General features: G+C 64.5%; 30 protein-coding genes and 1 tRNA gene. 8 read left to right on the top strand and 23 right to left on the bottom strand.

The features are described 5' to 3' along the window. Position 1 precedes the first annotated feature (1 nt). Together V5B60_RS19025 and V5B60_RS19020 are read left to right on the top strand one after the other, a co-directional pair. Positions 2–2197, top strand: a complete 2196-nt coding sequence (locus V5B60_RS19025; RefSeq protein ID WP_332349223.1) for an exonuclease domain-containing protein — start codon at positions 2–4, stop codon at positions 2195–2197. Next, a complete protein-coding gene (locus V5B60_RS19020) occupies positions 2178–3641 on the top strand; it encodes a DUF294 nucleotidyltransferase-like domain-containing protein (protein WP_332349221.1) in 1464 nt (487 codons plus the stop codon). The genes V5B60_RS19025 and V5B60_RS19020 overlap by 20 nt, the downstream gene beginning before the upstream one ends. Here V5B60_RS19020 and V5B60_RS19015 read toward each other — a convergent pair. Both V5B60_RS19015 and V5B60_RS19010 read right to left on the bottom strand, forming a co-directional pair. After that, complete coding sequence (locus V5B60_RS19015; protein WP_332349219.1) at positions 3638–4078, bottom strand: acyl-CoA thioesterase; 441 nt, start codon at positions 4076–4078, stop codon at positions 3638–3640. The genes V5B60_RS19020 and V5B60_RS19015 overlap by 4 nt on opposite strands. 56 nt (positions 4079–4134) lie before the next feature. After that, entirely contained in the window at positions 4135–4314 is a 180-nt protein-coding gene (locus V5B60_RS19010) for a hypothetical protein (RefSeq protein ID WP_332349217.1), read from the bottom strand. A gap of 117 nt (positions 4315–4431) precedes the next feature. Here V5B60_RS19010 and gcvA point away from each other — a divergent pair, with 117 nt between their 5' ends. Further along, positions 4432–5388, top strand: a complete 957-nt coding sequence (gcvA, locus tag V5B60_RS19005; RefSeq protein ID WP_332349215.1) for a transcriptional regulator GcvA — start codon at positions 4432–4434, stop codon at positions 5386–5388. Positions 5389–5480: 92 nt separating this feature from the next. Here the strand turns inward: gcvA and V5B60_RS19000 are convergent, their stop codons facing one another. After that, positions 5481–5924, bottom strand: a complete 444-nt coding sequence (locus V5B60_RS19000; RefSeq protein ID WP_332349213.1) for a phasin family protein — start codon at positions 5922–5924, stop codon at positions 5481–5483. Between the two features lie 316 nt (positions 5925–6240). On the opposite strand from V5B60_RS19000, the gene V5B60_RS18995 reads away from it, so the two are divergent. The 4 genes from V5B60_RS18995 to V5B60_RS18980 all read left to right on the top strand — a co-directional run bounded on the left by V5B60_RS18995 (position 6241) and on the right by V5B60_RS18980 (position 11121). Then, the gene (locus V5B60_RS18995) at positions 6241–7650 is read left to right on the top strand and encodes a wax ester/triacylglycerol synthase family O-acyltransferase (RefSeq protein ID WP_332349211.1); all 1410 of its coding nucleotides are present in this window, start codon (positions 6241–6243) and stop codon (positions 7648–7650) included. Between the two features lie 648 nt (positions 7651–8298). After that, a complete protein-coding gene (locus tag V5B60_RS18990; RefSeq protein ID WP_332350634.1) occupies positions 8299–9615 on the top strand; it encodes a replication-associated recombination protein A in 1317 nt (438 codons plus the stop codon). Positions 9616–9617: 2 nt separating this feature from the next. Further along, positions 9618–10901, top strand: coding sequence for a serine--tRNA ligase (gene serS / locus V5B60_RS18985; RefSeq protein ID WP_332349208.1), 1284 nt, complete (start codon positions 9618–9620; stop codon positions 10899–10901). 130 nt (positions 10902–11031) lie between these two features. After that, positions 11032–11121 (top strand) — tRNA-Ser (locus V5B60_RS18980). A gap of 82 nt (positions 11122–11203) precedes the next feature. Here the strand turns inward: V5B60_RS18980 and V5B60_RS18975 are convergent. The 17 genes from V5B60_RS18975 to V5B60_RS18895 all read right to left on the bottom strand — a co-directional run bounded on the left by V5B60_RS18975 (position 11204) and on the right by V5B60_RS18895 (position 21429). Further along, the gene (locus V5B60_RS18975) at positions 11204–12310 is read right to left on the bottom strand and encodes a tyrosine-type recombinase/integrase (protein ID WP_332350632.1); all 1107 of its coding nucleotides are present in this window, start codon (positions 12308–12310) and stop codon (positions 11204–11206) included. A gap of 2 nt (positions 12311–12312) precedes the next feature. Beyond that, positions 12313–12573, bottom strand: a complete 261-nt coding sequence (locus tag V5B60_RS18970; protein ID WP_332349206.1) for a DUF4224 domain-containing protein — start codon at positions 12571–12573, stop codon at positions 12313–12315. Beyond that, positions 12570–12917 carry a hypothetical protein gene (locus V5B60_RS18965; RefSeq protein WP_332349204.1) on the bottom strand — a complete coding sequence of 116 codons (348 nt, stop codon included), beginning with the start codon at positions 12915–12917 and terminating at the stop codon, positions 12570–12572. The genes V5B60_RS18970 and V5B60_RS18965 overlap by 4 nt, the downstream gene beginning before the upstream one ends. Then, positions 12914–13426, bottom strand: a complete 513-nt coding sequence (locus V5B60_RS18960) for an HNH endonuclease signature motif containing protein (RefSeq protein ID WP_332349202.1) — start codon at positions 13424–13426, stop codon at positions 12914–12916. Before V5B60_RS18960 ends, V5B60_RS18965 begins: the two co-directional genes overlap by 4 nt. A gap of 131 nt (positions 13427–13557) precedes the next feature. After that, positions 13558–13731 carry a hypothetical protein gene (locus V5B60_RS18955; protein ID WP_332349200.1) on the bottom strand — a complete coding sequence of 58 codons (174 nt, stop codon included), beginning with the start codon at positions 13729–13731 and terminating at the stop codon, positions 13558–13560. Between the two features lie 85 nt (positions 13732–13816). Next, positions 13817–14167: a hypothetical protein gene (locus V5B60_RS18950; RefSeq protein ID WP_332349199.1), complete on the bottom strand. Its 351-nt coding sequence runs from the start codon at positions 14165–14167 to the stop codon at positions 13817–13819. Beyond that, a complete protein-coding gene (locus V5B60_RS18945; protein WP_332349198.1) occupies positions 14164–14466 on the bottom strand; it encodes a hypothetical protein in 303 nt (100 codons plus the stop codon). Before V5B60_RS18945 ends, V5B60_RS18950 begins: the two co-directional genes overlap by 4 nt. Then, positions 14463–16178, bottom strand: coding sequence for an AAA family ATPase (locus V5B60_RS18940; RefSeq protein WP_332349197.1), 1716 nt, complete (start codon positions 16176–16178; stop codon positions 14463–14465). The genes V5B60_RS18945 and V5B60_RS18940 overlap by 4 nt, the downstream gene beginning before the upstream one ends. Further along, on the bottom strand, positions 16175–17383 hold the full coding sequence (locus V5B60_RS18935; protein ID WP_332349195.1) for a BRO-N domain-containing protein: 1209 nt from the start codon (positions 17381–17383) through the stop codon (positions 16175–16177). The genes V5B60_RS18940 and V5B60_RS18935 overlap by 4 nt, the downstream gene beginning before the upstream one ends. Then, positions 17380–17598 (bottom strand): hypothetical protein, encoded by a 219-nt coding sequence (locus V5B60_RS18930; protein WP_332349193.1) that lies wholly within the window; start codon positions 17596–17598, stop codon positions 17380–17382. Before V5B60_RS18930 ends, V5B60_RS18935 begins: the two co-directional genes overlap by 4 nt. Continuing rightward, positions 17595–18428, bottom strand: a complete 834-nt coding sequence (locus V5B60_RS18925) for a DUF2303 family protein (protein ID WP_332349191.1) — start codon at positions 18426–18428, stop codon at positions 17595–17597. The genes V5B60_RS18930 and V5B60_RS18925 overlap by 4 nt, the downstream gene beginning before the upstream one ends. Positions 18429–18443: 15 nt before the next feature. Then, positions 18444–18794, bottom strand: a complete 351-nt coding sequence (locus V5B60_RS18920; RefSeq protein WP_332349189.1) for a hypothetical protein — start codon at positions 18792–18794, stop codon at positions 18444–18446. 24 nt (positions 18795–18818) lie between these two features. Continuing rightward, entirely contained in the window at positions 18819–19889 is a 1071-nt protein-coding gene (locus V5B60_RS18915) for a hypothetical protein (RefSeq protein ID WP_332349187.1), read from the bottom strand. Positions 19890–19899: 10 nt separating this feature from the next. Continuing rightward, complete coding sequence (locus V5B60_RS18910) at positions 19900–20712, bottom strand: RecB family exonuclease (RefSeq protein ID WP_332349185.1); 813 nt, start codon at positions 20710–20712, stop codon at positions 19900–19902. Beyond that, positions 20709–20948 carry a hypothetical protein gene (locus tag V5B60_RS18905; protein WP_332349183.1) on the bottom strand — a complete coding sequence of 80 codons (240 nt, stop codon included), beginning with the start codon at positions 20946–20948 and terminating at the stop codon, positions 20709–20711. Before V5B60_RS18905 ends, V5B60_RS18910 begins: the two co-directional genes overlap by 4 nt. Next, complete coding sequence (locus tag V5B60_RS18900; protein ID WP_332349180.1) at positions 20945–21259, bottom strand: hypothetical protein; 315 nt, start codon at positions 21257–21259, stop codon at positions 20945–20947. Before V5B60_RS18900 ends, V5B60_RS18905 begins: the two co-directional genes overlap by 4 nt. Further along, positions 21256–21429, bottom strand: a complete 174-nt coding sequence (locus tag V5B60_RS18895) for a hypothetical protein (protein ID WP_332349178.1) — start codon at positions 21427–21429, stop codon at positions 21256–21258. Before V5B60_RS18895 ends, V5B60_RS18900 begins: the two co-directional genes overlap by 4 nt. Positions 21430–22325: 896 nt before the next feature. On the opposite strand from V5B60_RS18895, the gene V5B60_RS18890 reads away from it, so the two are divergent. Then, on the top strand, positions 22326–23141 hold the full coding sequence (locus V5B60_RS18890) for a hypothetical protein (RefSeq protein WP_332349176.1): 816 nt from the start codon (positions 22326–22328) through the stop codon (positions 23139–23141). 39 nt (positions 23142–23180) lie between these two features. On the opposite strand, the gene V5B60_RS18885 is transcribed toward V5B60_RS18890, so the two are convergent. From V5B60_RS18885 to V5B60_RS18875, 3 genes are all read right to left on the bottom strand, one after another. Further along, positions 23181–23480, bottom strand: coding sequence for a hypothetical protein (locus V5B60_RS18885; RefSeq protein WP_332349174.1), 300 nt, complete (start codon positions 23478–23480; stop codon positions 23181–23183). Next, the gene (locus V5B60_RS18880) at positions 23477–23992 is read right to left on the bottom strand and encodes a hypothetical protein (protein WP_332349172.1); all 516 of its coding nucleotides are present in this window, start codon (positions 23990–23992) and stop codon (positions 23477–23479) included. The genes V5B60_RS18885 and V5B60_RS18880 overlap by 4 nt, the downstream gene beginning before the upstream one ends. A 520-nt stretch (positions 23993–24512) precedes the next feature. Beyond that, complete coding sequence (locus V5B60_RS18875) at positions 24513–25184, bottom strand: XRE family transcriptional regulator (RefSeq protein WP_332349170.1); 672 nt, start codon at positions 25182–25184, stop codon at positions 24513–24515. Positions 25185–25228: the final 44 nt, after the last annotated feature.

Here is a 25228-nt window from a genome sequence, read left to right as displayed (position 1 = left end):
GATGACAGCCCCCCGCAAGCTCATCCTCGCGGTCGTTGCTGCCAGCCTGTTCACGCTTGTCCTGGTCGGCGCAACGGCGGCATTGATGCTGGCCGGCGAGCCCGATGCAGCGGGGGTCGGCAGGTCGCCGGAAGAGCGTGTCGTCGTTCTGGTCGTGCTGCTGTTGCTTGCCGGCACCTTCTGCTGCTGGGTGATCGCCCGGCTGCATGAGCTGTACGCAGCTTCGCCCCTGCGCATGGCGGAAGAGGTGACGGCGACCCTGGCGCACGGCGCTTTGCGCGTGGCTGAGCAGGGTGCGAGCGAGTTGCGGGTGCTGGCGCAGGCGGTCAATCAGCTGCTCGTGTTGCGCGAGGCGAACGAGAACGACGTCGCCGCGCGGGTGCGCGAGGCGCGGGCATCGCTCGAGGAAGAGAGGAGCCGGCTGGCGGCACTGATGGCGGACCTCAGCCAGAGCGTCGTCGTCTGCAACCTGGATGGGCGTGTGCTGCTCTACAACCAGCGGGCCCGGCAGGAGCTGACGGCCGGGGCCGACGGCGGCCAAGCCGAGTTGCTCGGGCTCGGTCGCTCGATCTACACGGTTTTCGATCGCGCGCTCATCACCCACGCGCTCGAGCGCCTGCAGCAGGCCAGCCGCGAGCTCGGAGAGGCCGACAGCAGGCAACTCCTCGGTTCGGCTCAGTTCGTCACGGCGACGCCGGCTGGTCGCCTGCTGCGGGCGCGCATGTCGCCGGTCCTCGGCGGCGACGGGCCGCACCATGCACAGGTTGGTGGTCTGTCGATCACCGGTTTCGTCCTCGTTCTCGAGGACGTGACCAGCAGCAACGAGCGGCATGCGCGGCGTGACGCGTTGATCCAGTCGCTGATCGAGGGCGGGCGCGGACCTTTGGGCAGCATCCGCGCGGCAGCGGAGATGCTGTCCGAGGTGGCAGACATGCCGGCGCAACAGCGTGCTCGCTTCCTGCGGGTGGTCCATGACGAGGCGGCAAAACTGTCGGCGCAGTTCGAGGCTGCTGCCAGCGCGTTCTCGAACGACCTGCGCGAGCGCTGGTTGCTGGAGGAGATGCGTGGTGCCGAAGTGTTGGTCGTCGCCGCCCGGCGCATCGGCGAGAGGCGATCCGGCGAGCGGCGGGCCTTGGCCGTGAAGACCGAGAACGTCGACGAGGATCTCTGGCTGCGCGTCGATGGCTACGGCTTGTTCCAGGCGCTGCGCTACCTCGCCCTGCGCCTGCAGGATGAGTACGCGGTGCGCGAAGTCCGCCTGTCGCTGACCCGCAGCGGGCAGCTGGCGCAACTCGACCTGTCGTGGCTGGGTACCTTCATGAACAACGAAACGGCGATGGGGTGGCTGCAGGATCCGATGTCTATCGCCGGTGATGCCTCGCCGCTCAGCGTCACCGATGTCGTCGAGCGCTGCAATGGCGACATCTGGTTCCAGCGCGAGCGGGTGTCACATCGCGCCTTCTTTCGCACCATGCTGCCGATCGCCGAGGCGCCGACCGACCTGCCACGGGCGGTCATCGCCGCAGCCGAGGGAGAGCGACCGGAGTTCTACGACTTCGATCTGTTCAGCTGGTCGGATACCAGTCACGAGCTCGACGAGCGACTCCTCACGGAACTCTCCTACACCGTCTTCGACACCGAGACCACCGGACTGCAGCCGTCGCAGGGAGACGAGATCATCCAGATCGGCGCGACGCGGATCGTCAATCGTCGCCTGCTTCGCCACGAGTGCTTCGACCAGCTGATCAATCCGCAGTGCCGGCTGTCGCCGCAGTCGATCGAGGTGCACGGCATCACGCGCGAACTTCTCGTCGACCAGCCGACGATCGATGTCGTGTTGCCGAAGTTTCGCGCGTTCTGCGCCGATACGGTACTCGTCGGACACAATGCCGCTTTCGACATGCGATTCCTGCAGCTCAAGGAAGAGCAGACCGGCGTGCGCTTCGAACAGCCCGTTCTCGATACCTTGCTGCTGTCGGCGGTGCTGCACAGCAACCAGCCGACGCACCGGCTCGAGGCGATCGCCGAGCGCCTCGGGGTGTCGGTGTTCGGTCGTCACACGGCGCTCGGTGACGCGATGGTGACCGGCGAAGTCTTCCTGAAGATGCTGCCGTTGCTCGCCGAGATGGGTATCCGCACCCTGCGGCAGGCGCGCGAAGCCAGCCAGAAGACCTTCCATGCCCGGCTCAAGTACTGAGCACGCGGCGGGCGCCGCCCCATTCTCGTCTTACGTCTCGCTGCGCTCGCTGGTACGTGGCGAGGCGCTTACCGTCGCACCGGCGGCCAGCGTGAGGGACACCCTGTTGCTTCTCGACCAGCGACAGGCCGACGCGGTGGTCGTCGTCGATCAGCGCAGCCGGATGCCGCTCGGCATCCTCACGCTGCACGACGTGGTGCGACGGATTGCCCTCGAGACCTGCGATCTGCAGGCTCCGGTTGCGTCAGTGATGACCAGCGGCCTGATCACCGTTCCGGCCGACGGCACCGCGCACCAGGCGAGCGTGGTGATGGTTCGCCGCGGCGTGCATCATCTGGTGCTCACCGAGAGTGACGGCAGCTATTTCCACCTGGTTTCGCAGGCAGACCTGCATTCCCTGCCGGGAGCACGCCAGGGCGACCTCGTGCAGGCGATCCTGGGTGCTCGCGATGTCGCCACCCTGGTTGCCCTGGCGCGCGACGTGCGGGAGTTCGTTGCCCGCCTCGTTGCCGAACGCGCTGGCGCCGAGACACTCTGTCAGCGGATCTCCGCGCTCAACGATCTGCTGACGATGCAGGTGATCGAAGTGCTCGGCGGGCAGTTCGAACTGCCCTACGTGCCATGGTGCTGGCTGGTCTTCGGCTCGGAAGGAAGGCTGGAGCAGACGCTGGCCACCGATCAGGACAACGGGCTGATCTTTGCCGCCGAGTCGGATGACGACGCACCGGCCCTGCGGGAGGCGTTCCTTCCCTTTGCCCGGTCGGTCAATGAGGCGCTCGACGCCTGCGGTTTTCCGCTCTGCAAGGGCAACATCATGGCCAGCAACCCGCAGTGGTGCCTGTCCACGAGCGAATGGCGGGCGGCCTTCTTGGGCTGGCTGACCGATCCGCAGCCCGACGCGCTGCTCAACTCGAGCATCTTCTTTGATCTGCGGGCCCTTTACGGACACGACGGCCTGGCCAATGAGCTCCGTGCGTGGCTCCTGGAAAGGGCCGCGTCCTACCCGATCTTCATGCGTGCGATGGTCGAGAACTCGCTCAACTGGGAGTCACCACTGAACTGGTGGAAAGGGTTCCGCTACGACGGCGACAAGGAGTTTCCGCATACCATCGACCTCAAGAAGCACGGTTCGCGTCCCTTCGTCGATGCTGCACGGATCTACGCCCTGGCACTGCGCATCCCCGATACGAACACCGTCGAACGCTTGCGCGTCATGGGCGAGAGGCGTGGTATCGCCGACTCGGAGCTGGCAGCGTTCGTCGATGCCTTCCAGCACATCCAGCGTCTACGGCTGGCGCGCCAAGCGGCAGCGCCGCTGCTGGCCGGGACCAACCGGGTCGATCCGGACGAGTTGCATGAACTCGACCGGCTGATCCTCAGGGAGTCGCTGAAGCAGGTCCAGAACCTGCAGAGGAGACTGAGTCGCGAGTACCTGCCCGCTTAGGCCGCGCAGATGCCGGCCGTTGCGCGGCGGCGGAAGGCTTCGGGCACCGGTGCCGCCTGCCGCAGGCGGTAATCGAAGAAGACGATCCCGGTCTTGCCGCGGGCGACCTCGCGCTGGCTGGATTTCTCGTTCATGCACCAGAGCAGGTCGCAGCCCTTGCTGCCAAAGTCGGTGGCCGTCATGCGCACCTGCATGACTTCACCGTGGAAAGCCTCCGAACGATACTGCAGCGCGGCGTCGGCAATGATGATGCCGAGGCCCTCGACATCAAGCTCGCTGTAGCCGAGCGAGCCGAAGAAGCGGGCGCGGGCCTCCGATACCACCGACAGCAGCAGGGCGTTGTCGAGGTGCCCGCCATAGTTCATGTGGCCGACGTAGAGCGCGATGTCGGTCGAGAAGCTGAACTGTTCGGGCAGCTCGATGCGGATTCTTGGCATGACGTGGCTTTGGCTGGAATGGCGGGCGAGGCTTGCATTCTAGGCCATCGCGGCGATCACTGGCGGGCGGTCGGCGACATCAGCAGTGCGTGCAGGAATCGGTCGGTCCATCTGGCGAGAGACGACAGCGCCCGGCGCGTGAGGCTGACGACCATGTCGCCAGCGGCAATGCTCCGCTGATAACGGGCACGTTCAACAATCATCATCATCTGTTCGCGGCTAAGATCGGTTTTCATTTGTTTCTTCCTGGTTGGTTTCCCGGTTGTTCCGAGAGAGTGACGTCACTGTATTCGCTTGCCAGAACGCCGGCAAACGATCAATAATCACGCAACAGGTGAGAAAATTTCAGCCATATGACCTATCGCCTTCCACCGTTGAACTCGCTGCGCGCTTTCGAGGCAGCGGCAAGGCACCTGAGTTTCAAGGATGCTGCCGCCGAGCTCTCAGTGACGCCGACGGCGATCAGTCACCAGATTCGCGGCCTCGAGGAATACCTCGGCTTCGACCTGTTCCGGCGGCTGACGCGGGCCATGGAACTGACGCGCGAGGGTCGGCTGATGTTGCCCAAGGTGCGCGAGGGACTGCAGTGCTTCGCCGCGGCGATCGAGAACACCCGTCAGCGCGAGCCTGGTGGGCGCTTGCTGCTGACGACGCCGCCCGCTTTCGGCAGCCGCTGGCTGATCCGCCATCTGCCCGGTTTCACGGCCGAGCATCCGGAAGTGCGGCTGCACATGTCGGCGTCGATCGAGACCATCGATGCGCGGGATGCCGGACGTGTTTCGGGGCTGGCGAGGGTCGACCTGCGTGAGGACGAGACCGAGGTATTCATTCGCTTCGGCCGCGGCCAGTATGATGGTTGCCGCGTCGACCGCCTGTTTTCGCCGCGCTATGCCGTCGTTTGCAGTCCGCGCCTGCTGTTCTCGATGCGCCCGCTGAAAGTGCCGGCGGATCTCCGCTGGCACAATCTCCTCCACGACGAGTCGATCATGGAACTGCTCGATCGCCCGACCTGGGCGGAGTGGCTGCACCTCGCCGGGGTCAGCGGCATCGATCCCGACGCCGGGACGCATTTCAGCGATTCCGGACTGGTGCTGTCGGCGGCGATCGATGGCGTCGGCATTGCCCTTGCGTCGCAGCCCCTGGTACAGGCCGAGGTGGCGGCCGGCAGGCTGGTGCAGCCCTTTGAGCTCGTGATTCGGCGGACGCAGGCCTACTATCTGGTCGTGCCGGAGGCGGTTGCCGAGCGCCCGCCGGTGCAGTCGTTCCGACAGTGGCTACTGCGCGAGGCGGCGAAGGTCGTTCAACAATGACAGCGGCGCGCGTCGCTGGAGCCGTCCGACGCGCGCCGCACTGGCAGCTGGCCGGAGATCGGTCGCTGCGCGTCCGGCTCCGCCGTGGCCGCTCAGGCGCTGCCGACGATGGGGCCCGCTTCGGCCTTGGCTGCGGGTTTGTCCAGCGACTTGATCTTGCCACTGGCCAGCTTCTGGACTTCAGCGCTGAGCTGGATGACGCGCAGCGAGAGCTGCTCGATGTCGCGCCGGGTGGCGAGGATGACGAAGTCGAGCGGTCTGAGAAAGCGCTCCCGGACGAGTTGCTCACCGCGCTCGATCGTCGCCGTTGCGCTGCTCTTCAGTTCGGCCGACGTTTCCTCGATCTGCTGGCGTGCCTTCGGCTGCATCGCCTGGCCTTCACGAACCAGCGCTGCGAAGGTCTGCATGCTGCTGCGGGTCGCCAGTGAGTAGGCGCCCAGACCGCACAACCAGAGCTTGCGCAGTCCGTCACGAGTCTGGGACAGCAGTTGTTCGGCGTGCATGCGATCAATCAGGTTGCTGCTTGGGTTGCTCATTTGAATCTCCTTCGTCGAACAGGATGCCGGACTTCCGGCGTTTACCTGAGGGTCCTGGCTGCACGTCGCCGGCGGCGACGCCGCGGAAGAGCCCGGACCGCACGCCCGTGGCCCTCGCACAAGCGGGGAGGGGAGCAGCTTCAGTCGCTGCAGTCGCCCGTCCCTCACTCAGCCAACGCCGCCGAGTCTAGTCGGCATCGCTAGAGGAAGCACACTAAACGACTGGCCGCCGGCGGCCAGAAATTGGGCGCTGTGTTAAGGTGTCGCCCGGTTGCTGTGCTGACCGCATTCCCGCCTGACCCGCAAGGAGACCGTCATGAACAAGCTTTCCCTGCTCGATTTCGGTTTCTTCATCGCCGAATCGGCCGAGAGCCCGAAGCACGTGGGTGGACTGATGATCTGCAAGAGACCGGCCGGGTCGAAGAGTGGTTTCGCCAGCGATCTGCACCGCGAGATGCTGGCATGCACCGATGTTCAGCCACCGTTCAACCGCCTGATCGAGTTCTCGCTGACGTCGATGCCGAGTTGGCGCCAGGCTGAGACCGTCGACCTCGAGCAGCACGTCCTCTACCATCGGCTGCGGCGTGGCAGGAACGGCCAGCGCGAGCTCTATCAGCTGGTTGCCGAGTTGCACCAGCCAATGCTCGATCGCTCACGACCGCTGTGGGAGCTGCACGTCGTCGACGGTCTGAGCGGTGCGCGTTTCGCCTTGTACCTGAAGATGCACCATGCCTGTGCAGACGGCGTGACGATGATGCGCTGGGCGGCGGAATCGCTGTCGACCAGCGCTGACGATGGCGAACTGCGGCCGGTGTGGTCGGTCCGCCACGGGCACGCGGAGCGCAGGCTGCAGCGCGAGCGCGAAAGGCTGGCCACCTCGCTGCTCGGTGATCTGCTCGGTGCTGGAAAACGCGTTCTCGGGGTTGGCCGTCTGGCCGCGATGATGCTGCTGGAGAGCGTCAAACTGACGAAGAACGCCATCTCGCTGCCGTTCGCCGCCGATGGCAACACGCCGTTGACCGGTCAGGTGACTGCCGGTCGCCAGTTCGCGTCCGCCTGCGTGGACATGCAGCGGGTGAACGCCGTCCGGGCGCGTACACGCTCGACGCTGAACCATGTGGCGCTGACCTGCCTCGATGGGGCCTTGCACCGCTACCTGCGCGACGAGGGCGTGGCCTTGCGGACGCCGATCACGATCCAGATGCCGGTCAACCTGCGGCGGGAGGGCGACGAGGGGGGTGGCAACAAGATCGGCTTCGTGCAGGTCGAGTTGTCGGCGCCAACCGACGACCCCTACGTTCGCCTGCGCAACATCGGTTTTTCGCTGCGCAACGTGCGCACGCTGATCGACAGCGTGGCGCCGGAAGCGATCGAGTCCTACACGGTGATCACCTCGCTGGTCGGTCTCATCGCCGAGAAGCTCAACCTCAGCGACCGCCTGCCACCGGCCAACGGCAATACGCTGGTTTCGAACGTGCCCGGTCCGCCGCATCATCTCTACGTCAAGGGTGCGCGCATCGAGGAATTGCACCCGATCAGCACGCTGCCACCGGGAAACCTGCTCAACATCACACTCTTCAGCTATGCCGGTCGGCTGTTCTTTGGCCTCATCGCGACCGATGAACTGCCGCATCTCGAGCGGTTGAGCGACTACGTCGGTGAAGCGTTCAGCGAACTCGAGCAGTCGGTGAGCGATGCCTTCGCCACTCCTGCACCGGCAGCGTAGGCCCGCGTGGGCTTCCCCGCGGACCGCCCGGCTCTGGCGGCAGCAAAAAAAAACCGGGCGGGGACCCGGTGGAAAGCTCGGCCTCCTGGTCGCCTGGCGGAATTGCAGCATTCCGCAGCGACTCTGGTGGAGCGGCCGGCGCGGACAGTGCATTGCCACTGCCAGGCAGGTCGCTCCGAGCGCAGCCCGCGAGGGGCGTTGTCATTCAACCACGCACTGCTGATCGCTTCTTTCTGGTACATTCCTTGAGCTCGGCAAGGAGCAACTGGAAGCCCTCGAAAGAGACGTCCGCGGCCTCGCTCAGCTCCGGTAACCGGCGCTCGGGTTGCCGCCGGCGCTCCGGCAGTTTGCCAGGGCGCCCGACGTCTTCTTGGCGTCGGTCACTGCCACTGCGGACTCTCTGCGTTTTCAACTCGATTTCTCCTGCCATGACCGCCCGAGGCGATGCCGTGACGATACGCTTGCCCGCGATCTCCGCCGTGCGGGATTTCACGTTTCCCATCCTGCCGCCGACGGTCTCCCGGCGCGTCGTGCCATTCGCAGCGCGGCGGCGAAACGCTGGACCTGCAGGCTGCCGCCGCCGATCAGCCCGACCGCGCCTGTCTGCCGGGACCGTTCGTCCCGCTTGTTTGCTGAAGGGAAATGAAAATGATCGGCCTGTCTTCTGCAGACCAACCGCACGTGCCGCTGGCTGAGCGACTGCGGCCACGGACGCTGGCCGACGTGATCGGGCAGGCACACCTGCTCGGACCCGGCAAGCCGCTGGCCATTGCCTTCCAGTCCGGGCAGCCGCACAGCATGATCCTTTGGGGGCCTCCAGGCGTGGGCAAGACGACTTTGGCGCGCCTGATGGCGGATGCCTTCGCTGCCGATTTCATCGCCCTGTCGGCCGTCTTTGCCGGCGTCAGGGACATTCGCGAGGCCGTCACCAGGGCCGAGGTCAGCCGCGCCCGCAGTGGCCGGCGGACGATCCTCTTCGTCGACGAGGTGCATCGTTTCAACAAGGCGCAGCAGGACGCCTTCCTGCCCTACGTCGAGGGCGGGTTGCTCACCTTCGTCGGTGCGACGACGGAGAATCCGTCATTCGAGCTCAACTCGGCACTGCTCTCGCGCGCTGCGGTCTACGTCCTGCAGCCGCTCTCGGCCGCAGACATGGCTGAACTCCTCGAACGTGCCTTCCGGTACGCGTTGCCCGGCATGAGTGTCAGTGACGAGGCACGGGCGCGGCTGGTCGGTTTCGCCGATGGCGACGCACGGCGATTGCTGAACGTCGTCGAACAGATCGCCACGGCATGCAGCGCGGCGCAGCCGCAGGGCATCGACGGCGCTTTCGTCGAACAGGCGCTGGCGCAGAGCCTGCGACGCTTCGACAAGGGCGGCGACGCCTTCTTCGACCAGATCTCGGCACTGCACAAGGCGGTGCGGGGTTCATCGCCCGATGCGGCTCTCTACTGGTTGTGCCGGATGCTCGATGGCGGTGCCGACCCGCGCTACCTGGCGCGACGGATCGTCCGCATGGCCTGGGAAGACATCGGCCTCGCCGACCCGCGTGCCGCGCGCATCGCGCTCGACGCGGCCGAGAGCTTCGAGAGACTCGGTTCACCCGAAGGCGAGCTGGCGTTGGCACAGGCCGTCCTTTACCTGGCGATGGCAGCCAAGTCGAACGCCGGCTACCTCGCGTATAATGCCGCCCGCGGCTTCATCGGCGACGACGCTTCGCGGCCGGTGCCGCGCCACCTGCGCAATGCGCCGACGCGGTTGATGAAGACACTCGGTCACGGCAAGGACTATCGCTACGCGCACGACGAGCCGGAAGCCTATGCCGCCGGCGAGAGTTATCTCCCGGAGGGCATGCCGGCGGTCGAATGGTATCGGCCGGTGGCGCGTGGGCTCGAGATCCGGATCGGCGAGAAACTCGCCCACCTGCGCGAGCTCGATCGCCAGGCCAGAATGGACAAGGACTGAGCATGCTTGACATCCAGCTGTTGCGCAACGACATCGACGCCGTCGCCGAACGGCTCGCCACACGTGGCTTCACCCTCGACCGTGCGGAGTTTCAGCGGCTGGAGAGCGAGCGCAAGCATCTGCAGACGCGCACGCAGGAGCTGCAGGCGAAGCGCAACAGCCTGTCGAAACAGGTCGGCGGACTGCGGGCGCGCGGCGAGGATGCGGCCTCGCTCATGCAGCAGGTGGCGGCGCTGAAGGACGAGTTGGAGGTCGACGAAGCCCGCCTCGGCATGCTGCTCGGCGAGCTCGAGGGCTTTCTCGCGACCCTGCCGAATCCACCGCAAGAGAGTGTGCCGGTCGGCAGCAGCGACGCCGACAACGCCGAGGTGAAGCGTTGGGGAACACCGCGCAGCTTCGATTTTCCGGTCAGGGATCACGTCGACCTGGGTGAGGCGCTGGCACAGCTCGACTTCGCCACCGCCGCCAAGATTGCCGGCACGCGCTTCTGTCTGATTCGCGGCCCGCTGGCGCGACTGCACCGTGTTCTGGCCCAGTTCATGCTCGACGTCCACACGGGCGAGCACGGTTATCAGGAGATCTACTCGCCGTATCTGGTGAACGCGGCGAGCCTGGCCGGTACCGGCCAGTTGCCGAAGTTCGAGGAGGATCTGTTCAAGGTTCCGCGCGCTGATGCCGAGCCGCTGTACCTGATTCCGACTGCCGAGGTGCCGGTCACCAACATCGTCCGCAACGAGATTCTCGCCGCTGCCGAGCTGCCGCTCAGGTTCGTATGTCACACGCCATGCTTTCGCTCCGAGGCCGGATCCTACGGTCGCGACACGCGCGGCATGATCCGCCAGCACCAGTTCGACAAGGTCGAGCTGGTGCAGATCGTCGCCCCGTCCGCGTCGGAGGCGGCGCACGAGGAACTCACCCGCCACGCCGAGCGCATCCTCGAGCTGCTCGAGCTTCCTTACCGGCGAGTCACCCTGTGTACCGGTGACATGGGCTTCTCGTCGGCCAAGACCTACGACCTCGAGGTCTGGTTGCCGGCGCAGAAAGCCTACCGCGAGATATCTTCGTGCTCCAACTTCGAGGCCTTCCAGGCGCGGCGCATGCAGGCACGTTACCGCAACGAGCGCAACCGGACCGAACTCGTGCACACCCTGAACGGTTCTGGCCTTGCCGTCGGGCGCACGCTCGTGGCGGTGATGGAGAACCACCAGAATGCCGATGGCAGTATCAGCATCCCGCAGGTGCTGCGTCCGTATCTTGGCGGCATGGCGACGATTCCGGCGAACTGAAAGGGCCGGCGTCGCCGGTGGCTGTTGGCGCCACCGACCGGCACCGTTCGGCGCCCGCGGACAATACTTCCGGTAGCGAGGCTCGCAACAGGTGCATTCAGCTGTTCCTGTGCTAATATTCGCGCCCGACGGAGAGGTGGCAGAGTGGCCGAATGTACCTGACTCGAAATCAGGCGTAGGTGTGAGCCTACCGCGGGTTCGAATCCCGCCCTCTCCGCCAATAATCAAGAACTTAGCCCCATCTCGTAGCTGTCTGGCAAGACCCCATTTCCGCAACTTGCGGAAACGATTTCCGCAACCCCTCATCTGGTCGGCTTCACGAGCTTGCCGATCCGGGTGTAAACCGTCCGGGTCAGCTGCTTGTCGGAGTGCCCCAGCAGCTCGGCCGCTTGCGCCAAGTCGGCGATCTCGCTGGCTGCTTTCGGTCGGGCATCGCGGAACTGGAACTGCCGGATGCTCGATGCCAGACAGGCATCGCCAGCTTGCTCTGCCGCTGACGCCGCCGCATCCCTGGCGGCGACGAACCGCAGCCGCAGCATGCCGGCGGTCATCCGCCGCCCGGCCTCTGTCGCGACCAGATACAGGCTCGTCACCTTTCGGCCGAGAATCCGATCGATGACACACCCAAGCTCGGTGCGCCGGCCGTCTTCATCAGCCAGGCGGATCCGTATGCGCTTTCCGGTCTTGCCCTGGCTAACCGCCAGCGTGTCGTCGACGATGTCACGAACAGTCATCCGAAGCACATCACCAGGGCGCTGGCCGGACAGGTAGGCGAGGTCCATCGCCGCGCGCAGGTCTTCTCCGGAGCAGGCTTGCACGGCCGCCCATACCTCCGGGCTGGCGTAGTAGCTGCGCGGAGCCTCGCGGTTCTTGCGCACGCCGCGGACCGGGTTCTCGCGTGCCGTGTAACCCCACTCGCGCGCCATGTTGATGACGTGAGACAGCAGGGCCAGTTCGCGGTTTGCTGCGACGGTCGCTCGGTGCGCGGGAATCACTGTGCCGTCCTTCAGTGTCCGCGTCTGGGACATCCGGGCGTCGCGGTACTGCGCGACATGCTGCGGGGTGATGGCGTCGATCGGGGCGGAGTCGAAGACGCTGCGCAGGCGTCCGAGCTCGAGCCGGTTGGCCGCTTGCGTCTTGGTCGCTTTCGTCGGGATGACATCGCGCTCGTATCTGTCGAACACGGCGCGCATGGTGGAGGCGTCCGCGGGCAATGGCGCCGCCTCGAGTTCAGCCCACTTGCGCAGCGCCTCGATGCGATCGGAGCCAAGCGGGATCTCGACCCGGCGTCCGGATTCATCGCGGCCGTTGTAGTAGTAGCCGGTCCAGAGCTTGCCGCTGACAAGCCGCCGGGTCCGCCGGATGAGGCGTTGCGGCAAGTCCTGGTTGTTCTTGCTCTTCGGCCTGATCACTACCCTGTCCTCCCGTGCAGCTTGCCGAAATCCGGCTGCCAGGCTTGCGGCGTGATCGCTGACGCCTCGATCCCGGCGAGCTTGAGGCGCGCATACATCCGGCCGACAATTGGCCTCCCTGCGCGGTTGGTATGGTAACGCCAACCGGAAGCAGCGAGCCACTCGGCCTGTCCGCGGCTGGTCAGCGCGCCGGTGATCTCGGCCAGCTCATCGGCCGCCAGGGTCTCAGACGGCAGGGGCAGCTCGAAGATGGCTGTCATCTCAGAATGTGCCTGCGGACAACCGCCGCCGGTCCGTCAGGCGTGATCGTTTCCTTGCCGTGCGCCGTCAGGCGGGTCACGACGCCGATCTCGTCCGGCTTCTCTTCCTCACCCTCAGGTTTTTCTTCGTCGCGGCCGGCTTCAGCCGGCAAGGACGGGAAGAACGTCCCGCCGTGCTTCGGCTTGAGCTTGCGGAAGTCGATCTCGAGCCGCGCCACCGCAGTCATGGCGCCGGCTGTCTCGTTGATGGCCTGGATGCGCTTGTAGTCCGGTTCATGGTTCGGGTCCTTCAGTTCGGCGAGCGTGGCGGACAGGACGCCGTACAGTTGGTCGAGCGTGCTCATGGGTTCTCTTTCCTCTTCTGCTGGTTGATCTTGCGGGTTATGGCCCCCCGCAGTTGGACGATCCGGGATACCTCCGGGCCATAGCGGTGGTACGTGTTGCGGCGCATCAGCTCTGCACGGGTGATCAGCTCGAGATTCTCGATGGCGAAGTTCCTCTTGTCGCCGTCACGGAAGACCAAGGCATGGCCTTTCGGGACCGGAGGGTTGCCTGCTTCCGCCCAGACCAGATGATGCAGCGGCACGTAGTCATCCGGCGTATACCCGGTGTCGGCCACCTTCTCTTCGATGTAGCCATCTCGGGTGACGCGGCGCGTGCCGATCGGTCGCCAGGTATGCGGCAAGCCTCCTGGCTTGAACTGCGTCTCCGCGGTTCGCCCGGATGATGGGTGCGGCTTGCCCTTGTTCCACGGAACCAGACCGGGCTGGAGTTGCGTGGCTTTCCCTGCATCGGCAAGCCTGCGGCCTATCTCGGCCTTGAGTGCGGCCATGAACGCCGGCGACTTGCGCAACCGAAACTTGTCGACCGCTCTACCGTAGACCGCTTGCGTGGTCCGGCCGAGAGCAGCCGCCAGTTCTGCGGTTGGCCGGCACGGGTAGTTCTGGCGCAGGTATTCGTCCTCGTCGGAGGTCCATCTGCGTCTCACTTTTCTTCGCTCCTGCACTCGCCGATCATCTTGTCGATCGCCTTGCGTACTGCAGGCCATTCGTCAGGTGCGATCAGGACCGAACCGGTGTCGCCTGGCTGGCCGCGACACTGCTTCACTTCGACGAACTCGCCAGCCGCCTCGTCGACGATTTCGATTTTCGTAGCCATCTCGACGTAGATAGGAGATCCGACAGGGACGACGGTGTCACTGCGGTGATTCGGGTCTCGAAGGCGGTCATTTCGAGCTTCTCCGTCAGAAGAGCGATAGTTGAATCGCCGCAGAGTCGCCGGCGATCTTGACATCATCGATGTGCATCTTCCGCCAGTACAGCGGCACGCATGTCCAGCGGGGCGTGTCGAACTCCCACTCGTCTTTCCACACGCCGTCCATGACCTGCTTGAGGCCCTTCAGGTAGTAAATATACTGGTGCCCGTCTTGCACAGGTCGTTGCGTTTCCGGGTCGTACCCGAAGCGCTTGCAGAACAGGCACTCCAAACCATCTTCGTCGTCTGGAATAACTTGTATCACCTGGTAGCAGTACAGAGCGGCTGGCACGGGACGGATGAAGCTGCCGAGCGGTGGGTGCGACGCCGTTTGGGTCACAGCTCGTATCCCCACAACTCAGTCATCTCTCCGGTCTTGCTGTTCTCAAACTCGGCGAGCCATACCCACCCGGCTTTCCTCAGCACGCACTTCTGCGCTTCGTTGCTGGCAGCGACCGTGCAGATGGCGAAGTCGTACTTGAGTTCTACCAGCGCATCGGACTGGTGCGCTTTGATCTGGTGACCGAACCCCTGTCCTCTGATTTCGTGGTGCACAAAGAACCCGTGACAGATAGCCACCTGCGGCTGGCTCGGGAACGACTCGATCTCGTAGGCTCCGTATTGAGTCGTGAATCTCATGCGGCCTCCCGGATCTTCCCGACGAGCCCGTTCTCGATCCAGTGCGCCTCGATCCGCTCCGGCAGGCGCGCCGGCAGGCCTTTCAGAGTGCCGGTGACCAACGCCGTGTCGATGTCGCCGTTGTCGGCGAGCTCGTCGAGCCAATACAGCAGATCCTCGCGGCCCTTGAGGTCGAGGACGTCGAATCGATCGAGCGTCAGGAAGCGGACCCCGGACAGGTGGGCGATCGCTTCGGCGATCATCGCGTCGGCACGCCACTTCTCGGACTCGGACAGCAGCGTGTAGGGGCGCCCGCCGTCGGCCGTGATGGTCATGTCCGCTGCGATGACGACTCGCAGCCAGTCAGCGGCGCAACTCGACCTTTCCAGTCGCGCATTGATCGGGCCAAGCGCCTCGGCGAGCAGTTCGCCAGGTATCCCGTCCGGTGCCAGAGCGCTACCGATCTGATCCCACTGCTGGATGTCCTTGTGCAGAACTGCGGCGCGCTCTGTCTGTGAGCCAGCGTCGCTGGCCATGCGCTCTGCATCCTCCAAGCCCCGGATGACAGCATGCAACTGTTCCCTCTGCTTCTTCAGGTCGTCGATGCGCAGGCGAAGCGTCTTGATTTCCTCCTCGTCAGGGGCTTCAACGCCGGCCTTCTCCTCCTCCTCGATCTGCTTGGCGGCCGCGTCTGCGGCGCCGAGGTCTCTCAGGCCATTCGCGACAGACCGCTGCATCAGCTCGAGTGCGCGCTCGTAATCGGGCAGACGGGCCAGATCATCTTCGGTGCCCGTTGCCATCGGTGCGGCCGGCACCAATGCGCCATCCGTCATGACCAGCATCACACCGCAGTCCGGACAGGGGATGGCTTCTTGCGACTTCAAGGAGCCGCGCAGCGCTGTGACCTTTGCCTCCCACTGCTTCAGTTCAGCTTGGTCGCGAGCCAGCTTGTCGGCGACTCTGGCGTACAGGCTGGCCTTCTGGCGAAGACCAGCGATTCTGGCAGCTTGCGCGGCGGCGGCGTTGGACCGGCCCTGAATCTCGCCCAGGAAGACTGAGGCTGTTTCGATTTCCTGCCCGAGCGCGCTAAGTTCTGTGCGCGCCTGCGCCAGCCTCGTCGCGTCCACTGGCGGCTTCTGGGCACGCCAAGCGACGGCCTTGGTCGACCCATAGGCCTCGCCGGTGATCGTCCTCCAGACCGCTTTCGCCTCGCGCGCCTTGGCCAGAGCTTCCTTGCTGGCTGCGTCGAATCCCGACCGCAGGAACGGGGCGATTCTTTCGATCTTGGCGGGATCGCAGCCTTTGGCGGCCAGGCGATCGGTGACGGCCGGGCCATCCGTCTGCAGGTCCATCAGGCCAAACAGGAACTGCCTGCGCTCGTTGGCATCAAGCTTGGCGGCGAAGCGCTGTGCGTCGAGACAGAACGAGACGGCGGCGGGCGGGCGACTGCCGGTGTGTTCGTGGGTTCCGTTGGGCAGGGTGATCGCCGAGCGCTCGCCGTCATGTTCCACGACGGCGTAGCCGACCTTCTCGCCTTCGGTGATGAGCTTCTGGTAATCCTTTTTCAAGGCGACGCGCACCGACTCGCCGGTGAGCGCTTGGCGGACCGCCTCATGGAGGCTGCTTTTCCCGGAGCCGTTCGGACCGGCGACGAGGCAGACCGGCTTGGTGAGCTTCAGGTCGACGTCGCGTGCGCCGAGGAAGCTCTTGGTCTGGATGGCGGTGATTTTCATGCGATTCTCCTGGTGGTGCGGTTGTTGCCCATGCGGGACGCGAGACGGGTCGCGCTGGCGGTGATGAGGTTGGTCAGCGTCGAACTGGCGATCATGAGCGCCGGGTCGATGATGATCTCGGGGAGCGCCTCCAGCTTGAACACGCAGTCTTCGCGGTCGAGCTTCAGCGCGTGCGCGGCGGCGCCGTCGACGCTGACGAGGAGGCGGGCCCGTGACAGATCGCCGGCAGCCGATGCGGCCATGGCGGCGAAGATCTGGATCCGGGCGGCGTTGGCGATTTCGACGCAGCGCTGGATGTGCGCCTGGTCGTCGGGGAGGCTGGGGGCGACGTGCGTCACCTGGGCCGGCGTCTGGTCGGCGACGTGCCGCGCGAGGATGCTGACTGCTTCCTCGAACTCGGCGCGCGGGATGCTGCGGTACGACACGCCGAAGTGCGCCTTGAGCTTCGACCAGCCGGCGATCATGAAGGCGGCGCGGCGATCGCTCGGCAGCAGCGCCACGGCGTCGCGCAGCATCGTGCGCAGCAGGTCAGCTTCGTCGGCGGTGAGGGTGTCGCTGGGGCTGGTGGTGTAGGGGGTGTGCTCGTAGCGGCCGGTCTTGCGGATGGCAGGGAGGACTTCGGCAGTGACACACTTGCGGAATGGTTTTGCTTCCGGCTTCCGGCTCTTCAGCACGCAGGCGTACATGCCGGATTCGCTGACGATGCTGACTTCCTGTTCGCCGCCAAGGGTACTCACAATCTGAGTACCCTTTTCGTCGTCGTCAAGCAGGCGGATCATGTTCGCCGCGTCGCGATAGCCAAGCGTTTCGGCGATGTCGCCAGCGACAAACCACGGCTCGCCATCAATGGCGATGACGCGAACGGCGGAATGATTGAAGGTGAAGATGGCTGGTGCTGTCGCACCTTGGGCGATGGTGTTCATGGTGTGCTCTATCCAGTTGCGGTATTGAACCGCCGACCCGCTGCAAAACGGGTGGGCGACCGAAACGGGAGTTTGCAGACCGGTAGAGCTCCGGCGGGCCTTGCGACCCCTCCCGCCCGGCCGCCCATAACTGGACGCAACCAAGGCGACAAAAAAGCCGCAGGGCAAACTCTGTGCGGCTTCTCGCCGCTCTACTCGGGCTGCAAATCCCGGCCGCTGAAGACCAGCGACACGCGCAGCATACGCCGCACCTACCGGGAAGGTCAACAGCGTTGCGGTCACTTCGCGCCCTTCCTTGCACGCCTGGCGAAGTTCTCCAGCATGCGCGCCACCTTCAGCTTGTTGCGCATGTTCGTCTGCGTGACACGGACCGATCCGCGCTCGCCTGCGTTGACGCACAACACGAAGTCCCACCCATGCTGAAGCGCTGCGTTGAGCACAACGAGGCCGGCCTTGACGCCTTCTGGTGTCGGATTGATGACTTTTCCCGCTTTCACTTCGGTGCCCCGTAGGTACCGTTGATGATGATCGTGCCAGTGGTCTTTGCGATCGCATCCAGTTCTTCGGCGACGGCCTGCCGGTAGGCCCTGTCCGCGCGGATCAGCTCGTACCAGAACGAGAGTTTTCCGCTGTTGTCCCGGTACTTGAGGCGCGCCTCGATCTGGTAAGCGACGCTGGAGCCATCGAAGATCGGGATGCCGATTGTGAAGCGGCTGAACACCTGCATGGCGGTCCGCGTGTCGGCGTTGTCGTCGTCGACGAACTCCAGCCTGACGCCGCCGGACTGCAGGTTGACCTTGCTCTTCAGCCGCTTGTCGGCCGTGCGCTCGAAGGCCAGCGCCATCTGCAGCATTTCGCTGCCGGACGGCATGCCTTCAGCGCTGATCACGTCGGCCAGGTTGTCCTCGATGAACGTCGCGAACTCGGCCTGCGACATGGGCGACTTGTGCTTGCTCGTCCAGCGCTTCCATTCGACCGAGGTCTTGCGGGCGAGGGTGCAGGTGTGCTCGCGCCAGCCGGCGGTGTCCAAGCCGTGGTCGTCCAAAACCGCGATGACGTTGAAGCGCTCGACCGCCTGGTCGACGTCGGCGTAGATCTGGCTCTTCATGAAGTTGCTGTGAAGCTCGAAGTACCGGCAGAAGCTGTTGGCGTCGTGTGCCTGAACGGCCGCGCGCTTGCGCGTCGGAACGGTCAGCAGGTGCTCGAGATCGACGACCTTGTACCGGTCCGGAACGACGCAGAACGGGATGTCGCTTCCGACCAGCGTTTCATGGCTGCTCATCGCGCAGCCGGCATCGATCAGGGTTTGGTTTTCGGTGTTTTCCATGTGGCGGGGGCTCCCTTACTTGGCGGATTGGACGTTGAGCTTCTGCGCAGGAACATGCCGCAGTTCGAGCTTCTCTTGGCGCGGGTCTTCGGCGACGAGGTTGCCTTCCGGGGTCGGCCACAGCAGGGCTTCCGCCGGCAGGCCCTTCGGCATGGTGACGCGGACTTCCGGCTTGACGGCCATCGCGCCAGCGGTCGACGGGCGAACCGTGACCTTGAGCGTGATGCTGCCGACCTTGCCGGTGTCGGCGACGGCCTTGATGAGAGACGAGAACTTCTGCCCGGCGTAGTCGAGCAGCGGCATCAGGTCTCCGGTTTCTTCGTCCTCGATGCGGACGGCCCTGAGGTTGTCTTGAATGGGTTTCATGGGGTGGTTGGTCCTTGGTGGTGGTTACTCGATGCCCAGCCCACCGCGCTCGCGGCGCGGACGCTGGAGCCTGCCTTCCTTCTCGGCCTGCTCTTCCTTGGCCAGTTGCTCGGCGAGCGCCTGCTGGTAGGCGCGCTCGTCGTCGTCCTGCGTCGCGGCGACTGCCTCGGGTGCCGCGGTCTGCTGCGGGATGGTCATGCCTGGCTGCTGGTGCTCGATCTGAGCGTGGGTGTCGCCCTTGACGTCACCCCCACCTTGCTGCTGGCCGTCCTGCGCGGAGTCAGCGCCCGCACGGAGCTCCTGCAGGGTTGGCGCGGCTGCGGCAAAGACGCCGTCCTCCTGGCGCACCACTTCGATCGCGTCGAAGTGATCTTCGATGCTCCGCCCCATGCCCATGATCACGTCGGGAGCGTAGATGCTCGCGAAGAATGAGCCGGCCCGGTACTGGAGCATCTGGAAGCGCATGGCGCCCTGCCACTTCGACCCCGACTTGGAATACCAGCCCTCTTCGACGGCCATCTGCATGGTGACGGGAATGGACTGGACGACCTCCTTGGTCGGGGCGCCTTTGCCATCGAGCACGTAGGCCCAGGCAGTGCATTCCCAGTTGTCGATCTCGACGGTTCGGTCGATGTAGTCGTAGCTGCCACGAGCCTTGTTCCAGTTCTGCTTCTCGCGGTAAGTGGCCTTGATGCGACCGAGATTCTTTAGAGCGAAGCGCAGGGGCGAGAACCGCCGAGACGCATTGACGGCGGCGATCTGGAACTTCGACGACCAACGGAGCTTTCCCTCGATCACGTCCGCGTTCTGCATGACGCTTGTGATGGACAGCCCCACGCTGGCAGACACCTCGATGGCGACGAGGCAGTTCCCGATCGCTGCCGGATTTTCGACGATGGTTTCCGAGAAATCCTTGTTCTTCTTGACGGTGAACGACCGGAACGCTGCCGGAACTGCGTCGCTCGTGGCGTATGCCTTGGCGATCCGGCACGCCAGGTCGAAGCCGTTGCGGGAGAAAAAGTCGACCTTCAGATCAGGAGGCGGGGGAGGGTTGCGGAGCGTTGCGAGGTCGGTAACGGGAGCGGGGGCATTCATGTGCGTCCTTTCAGGAGTGAAATCTGCAGGTGCCGAAACGCGGGCAATAGCGCTCTGAGCAGAGCAGAGAGGAGGGGTTGGGGAAGAACCTGCCGGTCCGGAACATGTCTGCGGCGAACTCGATGAGACCGGGGCTGTCGTCGGTGCCGACCATCACCGCCTTGGCGCCGGCAATCAATCCGGTTGCGATTTCCGGTTTGCCTTCCGTCTTGAGCCCGATGATCTCGGCGTCGTCGGTGATTGCCTCGCCGGTGGTGTGCTCGTACAGCAGTTCGTAGGTGCCGACTTGCGCCGCGCGGCCCTTGGTGTTGGCGAGATGCTTCACCACGGCGGTTGTGCCGCTCTTGAGGTCGGCGATACCTACGCCGTGCTCCGCCTTGCGGATACGCGCGCGGTCCATCGTGCCCGTCAGCCGCACGATCACGCCCCAGCCGCAGTCGATGTCCAGCGGCTTGGTGTCCATCTCGACCGCGACGAACTCGTACCGAGGGGAAACCTCGAGGCAGTACTTGGACAGGAGCGAGATGCCAACGCGCTCGGCTTCTGGCATGCTGAGGTCGTCCCGGTTGCGGTCGAACTCGTTGTCCGGATCGCGCAGCTTGTCGACCAGCACGCCGGCTGCGTCGTCGACTGTCATGCCTTGGCCATCGAGGCGCGACTGGTCGAATGCCGCGGTGCCGGCGTGAATCGCAGTGCCGAGCGCCGCTTTCAGGCCGACTACGTTGCGCATGCCGAGGATGTGGATTCCCTCGAACCGATAGGCGCAGTCGAACAGGCCAGACCAGGCCGAAGCTCGGACGGTGATCGAAGGTGCGCCGCTCATGACCACAGGCTCCCGGCCAAGTCGTGCGCGTTGAGCATGGCGATGCGGTAGGTCGGCCAGTCGCGGCGGAACACCGCGGTTTCTGCACGATCCAGTTGCTCCCGGATCTCGGCGAGAAGGTCTTGAGACTCCTTGACCTCGTCGCGTGGCTCTACGTCGGTGCACCTTGGATCTCCAGGCGCGCCGCAACAAGCCGGCCAAGTGGCGGAGTCTCCTGGCCCGGGCATGTGGCTCATCTCGGCGCTCCGATTTGCAGAGAGCCAGCCAACCGGACAGCCTCGCGGGCGTCGGCGAGCAGATCGCTGTTGATCAGGTCCAGCAACTCGGAGTCCGGCCGGTATCCGCGCAGGGCGTCGAGAACGATCCACGCCTTCTGCAGCGCGTCGCGCATGGTGCGCAGCTGCTCGGATTCGTCGCGAGCACGTGCCGGCGGGAACGGGATGTCGAATCTGGCGCCGGACAGAAACTCGGCGCAGTCCTCGTCGCAAAGCTGTTGCCGCGGCGCGTCGTACTCGCGCTCGAATTTGGTGGCGGCGAAGGCGCTCACAGGAGCACTCCGATCTCCGTGTCGATCAGCGCATAGCCCAACACGATGGCGGACAGCACAAACGCCACGACATCACCAAGCCTCGGCTCGCCTTCCAGTTTCGGCGGCCGGCGCGCCTCGACGGCGCGTTGCTGCGCGACGATCTCGCGCACGCGGTCAGTTGCGTTCATCACGACCTCCTCCGGCATTGATCACGTGGCCGATGAGCACCGGCGCGCCTACCACCAGTGCGAGCAGAAGCAGAATCTCGAGCAGCATGTCGTTCTCCCGTCAGTGACTCGAACCCGGATTTCTCCGTCCTGTTGTGCCAGTGGTATCGCCTTCGCCTCATCCGCCCGTGGGCGGCGTCTTGGCTTGGCTGATTGCGCCGCTCGGGCGTTTTTCTGGCCTGGTTGCCCGTGCTCTCCGGGCCGTCACGGGGCTTTCGTTTTCCCGTTACGCCAGCCGTGGGCCGCTGGTCGCCATTCGTTGCAGCAAGCGCCGGGCCCCTTCTTTCCCGTCGCGCAGCGGTTCCTTTCTGTATCAGTCCGCGACATCCGGCGCGGCATCCGGTGGCACTTGCTGCTGTTGAGCGTCCTGAGGGGATTCGTGGTGGCCGGTGCCTTCGGTCCGGACTCGCTCTCGATCGGCGCCGATCATTGGCGGCAGGCTTTGCACATCCACGGGCACCCCAAGGCGCTCAACAGCAACGGCTCGCTGAGCAGCGCTTCTGCCGGTCGTGGCTTGTCCAAACACGCCGGCTTGGCGCTTGATTCGGTCGAGTGGAGATCAGAAAGACTCGCCGCAGCCTTGGTGAGGGGCTTGATGCACTCGCGAACCGTTGAGGTGAATTCTACAAGCGTAGATTGCGCAATGTCAACAGGCGTAGAATAGTGCACCATGCCCCGGCGACGCTGACGCTGGTCTGCTTCGCGCGGGCGGCTATGGGCGGGTGCGCGGGGTATGGCGTGGGGGATGCCGGGAGGGGGGCGAGCTGGGGTTTCGGCTCGCCGGCCGTGTACCTGGTCGCTCGTTGGTGCTATCTTCTGGGCCGCAGCAACCGCTGATCCAACTGGGTGATGTCTTGATGGACGACCTGCCTGTAGCAACCGCCTTTGACGGCGATCCGCCACCGTTTGAGCTGCTGGCGCAGCAGAACGGGTTCCGCTTCTGGATGGCCTCAGACTTGGCCCGAGCCTTGGGTTACGCCGACACCGAGCCGCTGCACAAGGCGCTGAACAAGGCGCTTGGGGTGTGCATGATGCTCAACATCAGCGTGGCCGAGAACTTCACGGCGCTGGAGCAGGGTCGCACGCCGGAGTACCGGCTGTCGCGGTTCGCCTGCTACCTGACAGTGATGAATGCCGACCCCAGGAATCCCATGGTGGCGCAGGCACAGGGCTTCTTCGCGAGCCTGGCCGAGTCGTTCTGGGAGGCGATGCAGCAAAACGCGGAAGTGGAACGGCTGGTGGTGCGTGGAGAGATCTCAAGTCACGAGAAGTCTCTCGCCGGCACTGCCAAGCAAAGCGGAGTGGTGGATTACGCGCGATTCCAGAATGCCGGGTACGTGGGCATGTACAACATGCCGATCTGGAAGCTGAAGAACTTCAAGCGCTTCGAAGGCCCGGGCACCTTGCTGGATCGGATGGGCCGCGACGAGCTGGCAGCCAATCTGTTCCGGCTGACGCAGACCGAGGCAAAGATCCGGAACGAACGCATCCATGGCCAGCAGCCGCTGGAGACCGCGGCGGAGACGGTAGGGCGGATCGTGCGAAACGCGGTGATGCAGATCTCGGGCCATCCGCCAGAACTCCTGCCCCTGTCCGCGCCTATTTCCGATACGAAGAAGAGCATCAAGGCTACGCAGCGCGCGTTCAAGAAGCTGGACGGACCGAAGAATTAGAGACGGTACGTGGGGCGCCTATCCAGCAGGGTGGATCGCTCAGGGCGCCCGATCTATGTCGTCGTGGTCGCCAACGCGCCTGAGAACGGCGCAACTACCATCGATCTCCATCGTCACCTTGTAGTTGCCGGTGACGTGCAGGCTATAGATGTCCGGGGACGAGTGTCCTTTGAGCTTCTCGAAGACCAAGCCGGGCGGCCTGGCTGCCCGAACGAGATCCTGCAGCTTGGCGTCTACGCGGTCGCGCAGATCGGTCGAGAGCTTGTCGTAGTCGCGGTGGAACCTCTTGGACTTCTTCCAGGAGGCGATGGATACCCCGCCTGCGCCGATGACCGTCACGCGCAGCGCAGGCTCGCGACCAGCTCCTCGACGGTGGCGAAGGTTTCCATTCCTTCCCTCGGCTCGGCCCTCAGGTCATGAGCAATGACCGCTGCACGGGTGTTGTGCAGGACCTCGATCAGTCCGGCAACCTCGCTTTCCACGCGCTCGTAGGCGTCGTGCAGCGATTCGCAGTGATGGTCTTTCAGGCGACCATCCCTGTCGACCAGGGAGTGCCGAAGAACCAAGCGATACAGGAGAGTTTTCAGTTCCAGGATCGCCCGGTCCATCGATGTGATGACCGCGTCGTCCTCGTCAATGTATCTGCCTACGATCACCGGCATGCTCGCGATTTCCTCGGCTGACTTGTCCAGCATTTGAAAAATGCCGGACATGACGCTAGCCATTCCATGCAGCGCCCCGAGCGTTTCGTCGATGGCCGCCAGCAGGTTGATGCTGACCGTTTCGCTGGTTTCCGCAATGCGGGCGATGCGATCTTTCATCCGGACCAGGTCTTCGTGTTGCTCTGGCATGTCTTCCTTCCCTTCAATACGTCGGTAGCGGCCCTGTCTTGGATTGCAGCATAGGCTTACAGGTTCTCGGAATCAAGCCAATTCTGGCACGGCGAGCCGCCTCCTGCCCGGGGGCGGGCACATCGGCAACGGTTCGTCAGGATCGCCATTGACGGCGCGATGCTTGCTGCCCGTGCGCGTCTTCGATCAAGGTCTCGGCGATGAGATCGTCCATCGTCGCGCCGCCGTCGATCTGCAGGATCTTGTCCAGCAAGGCCTGGTTCGCGGCTTGACTGAAACAATCGAAGCGACGCAATAGCAAATGGCTATCATGGCATCATGGAGTCCGCATGACAGAACTATCCATTGACGATCCGCGCTGGTGGCGGGGTCCGGCACGTGAAACCCGCACTCTCCCTACTCCATTAGTTCTTCGCGGACTGCCGAAAGATCCACAAACCCGAGTTGGTTGGTATGGCTCTGTATCTCAAGTAGCGAATCAACAAGGTCGTGACGCAGAAATGGACCGTGATGGATCGCGTCATATGTGCTCGCTCTGCTTGTAAACGACCCTCCCGATCAGGCCGCAACCGTCGGTGCAGCGCTTGTCGCCGAAGCGGATCTTGTCCGGCGAGTCGGATGACAGGAACCACTGCTGTGCGTCGCGCTTCAAGCGCTTGATGACCAGCTCGCCCTCGTAGTTGGCGGCGAAGACCTGGCCATCCTGCAGACGGGTGTCGTCGAGGTTGACGATGACCAGGTCGCCATCGTACAGGCTGGGCTCCATGCTGCGCCCCGTCACCTTGATTGCCAGCAGCCGGTCCGGCCGGTAGCCGTGCTGATCAAACCAGCGGCGCGCCATGAAGATGGGCTCACTCTCGCCGTCCTCGTACTCGATCTCGTAGCCGCTGATCCCGGCCGAGATCTTGAACCTGACGCGTCGAACAGGAAGGCGGTTGTCGCCGGGTTCGGTGGGGGCGTGACGCATTGCCATTGCTGTCGGATCGGCAGCGGCGATCGGTCCGTCATGTTCCAGCTCTTCGACGCTCATGCCGAGTCCGCGCGCAATCGCTGAGGCATATCTTGAGCGAACGCTGTCGCGGTTCTCGAGGGCGCTGATCGTCCCCACGTCAACACCCGAGCGCTCGGAAAGTTGCTCCAGCGTCAGACCCTGGGCGGTCCTGTGCCTTCGAATGTTCTTCCCTAGCGCCATGGTCGAAAGTTAAACATCTGTAGAACGGCATGCAACCACAAGTG

This window comes from Accumulibacter sp., from assembly GCF_036625195.1.
Taxonomy (GTDB): domain Bacteria; phylum Pseudomonadota; class Gammaproteobacteria; order Burkholderiales; family Rhodocyclaceae; genus Accumulibacter.
Note: the sequence above shows the minus strand (reverse complement) of the source record. Positions and strands in the feature narration are given on the sequence as shown.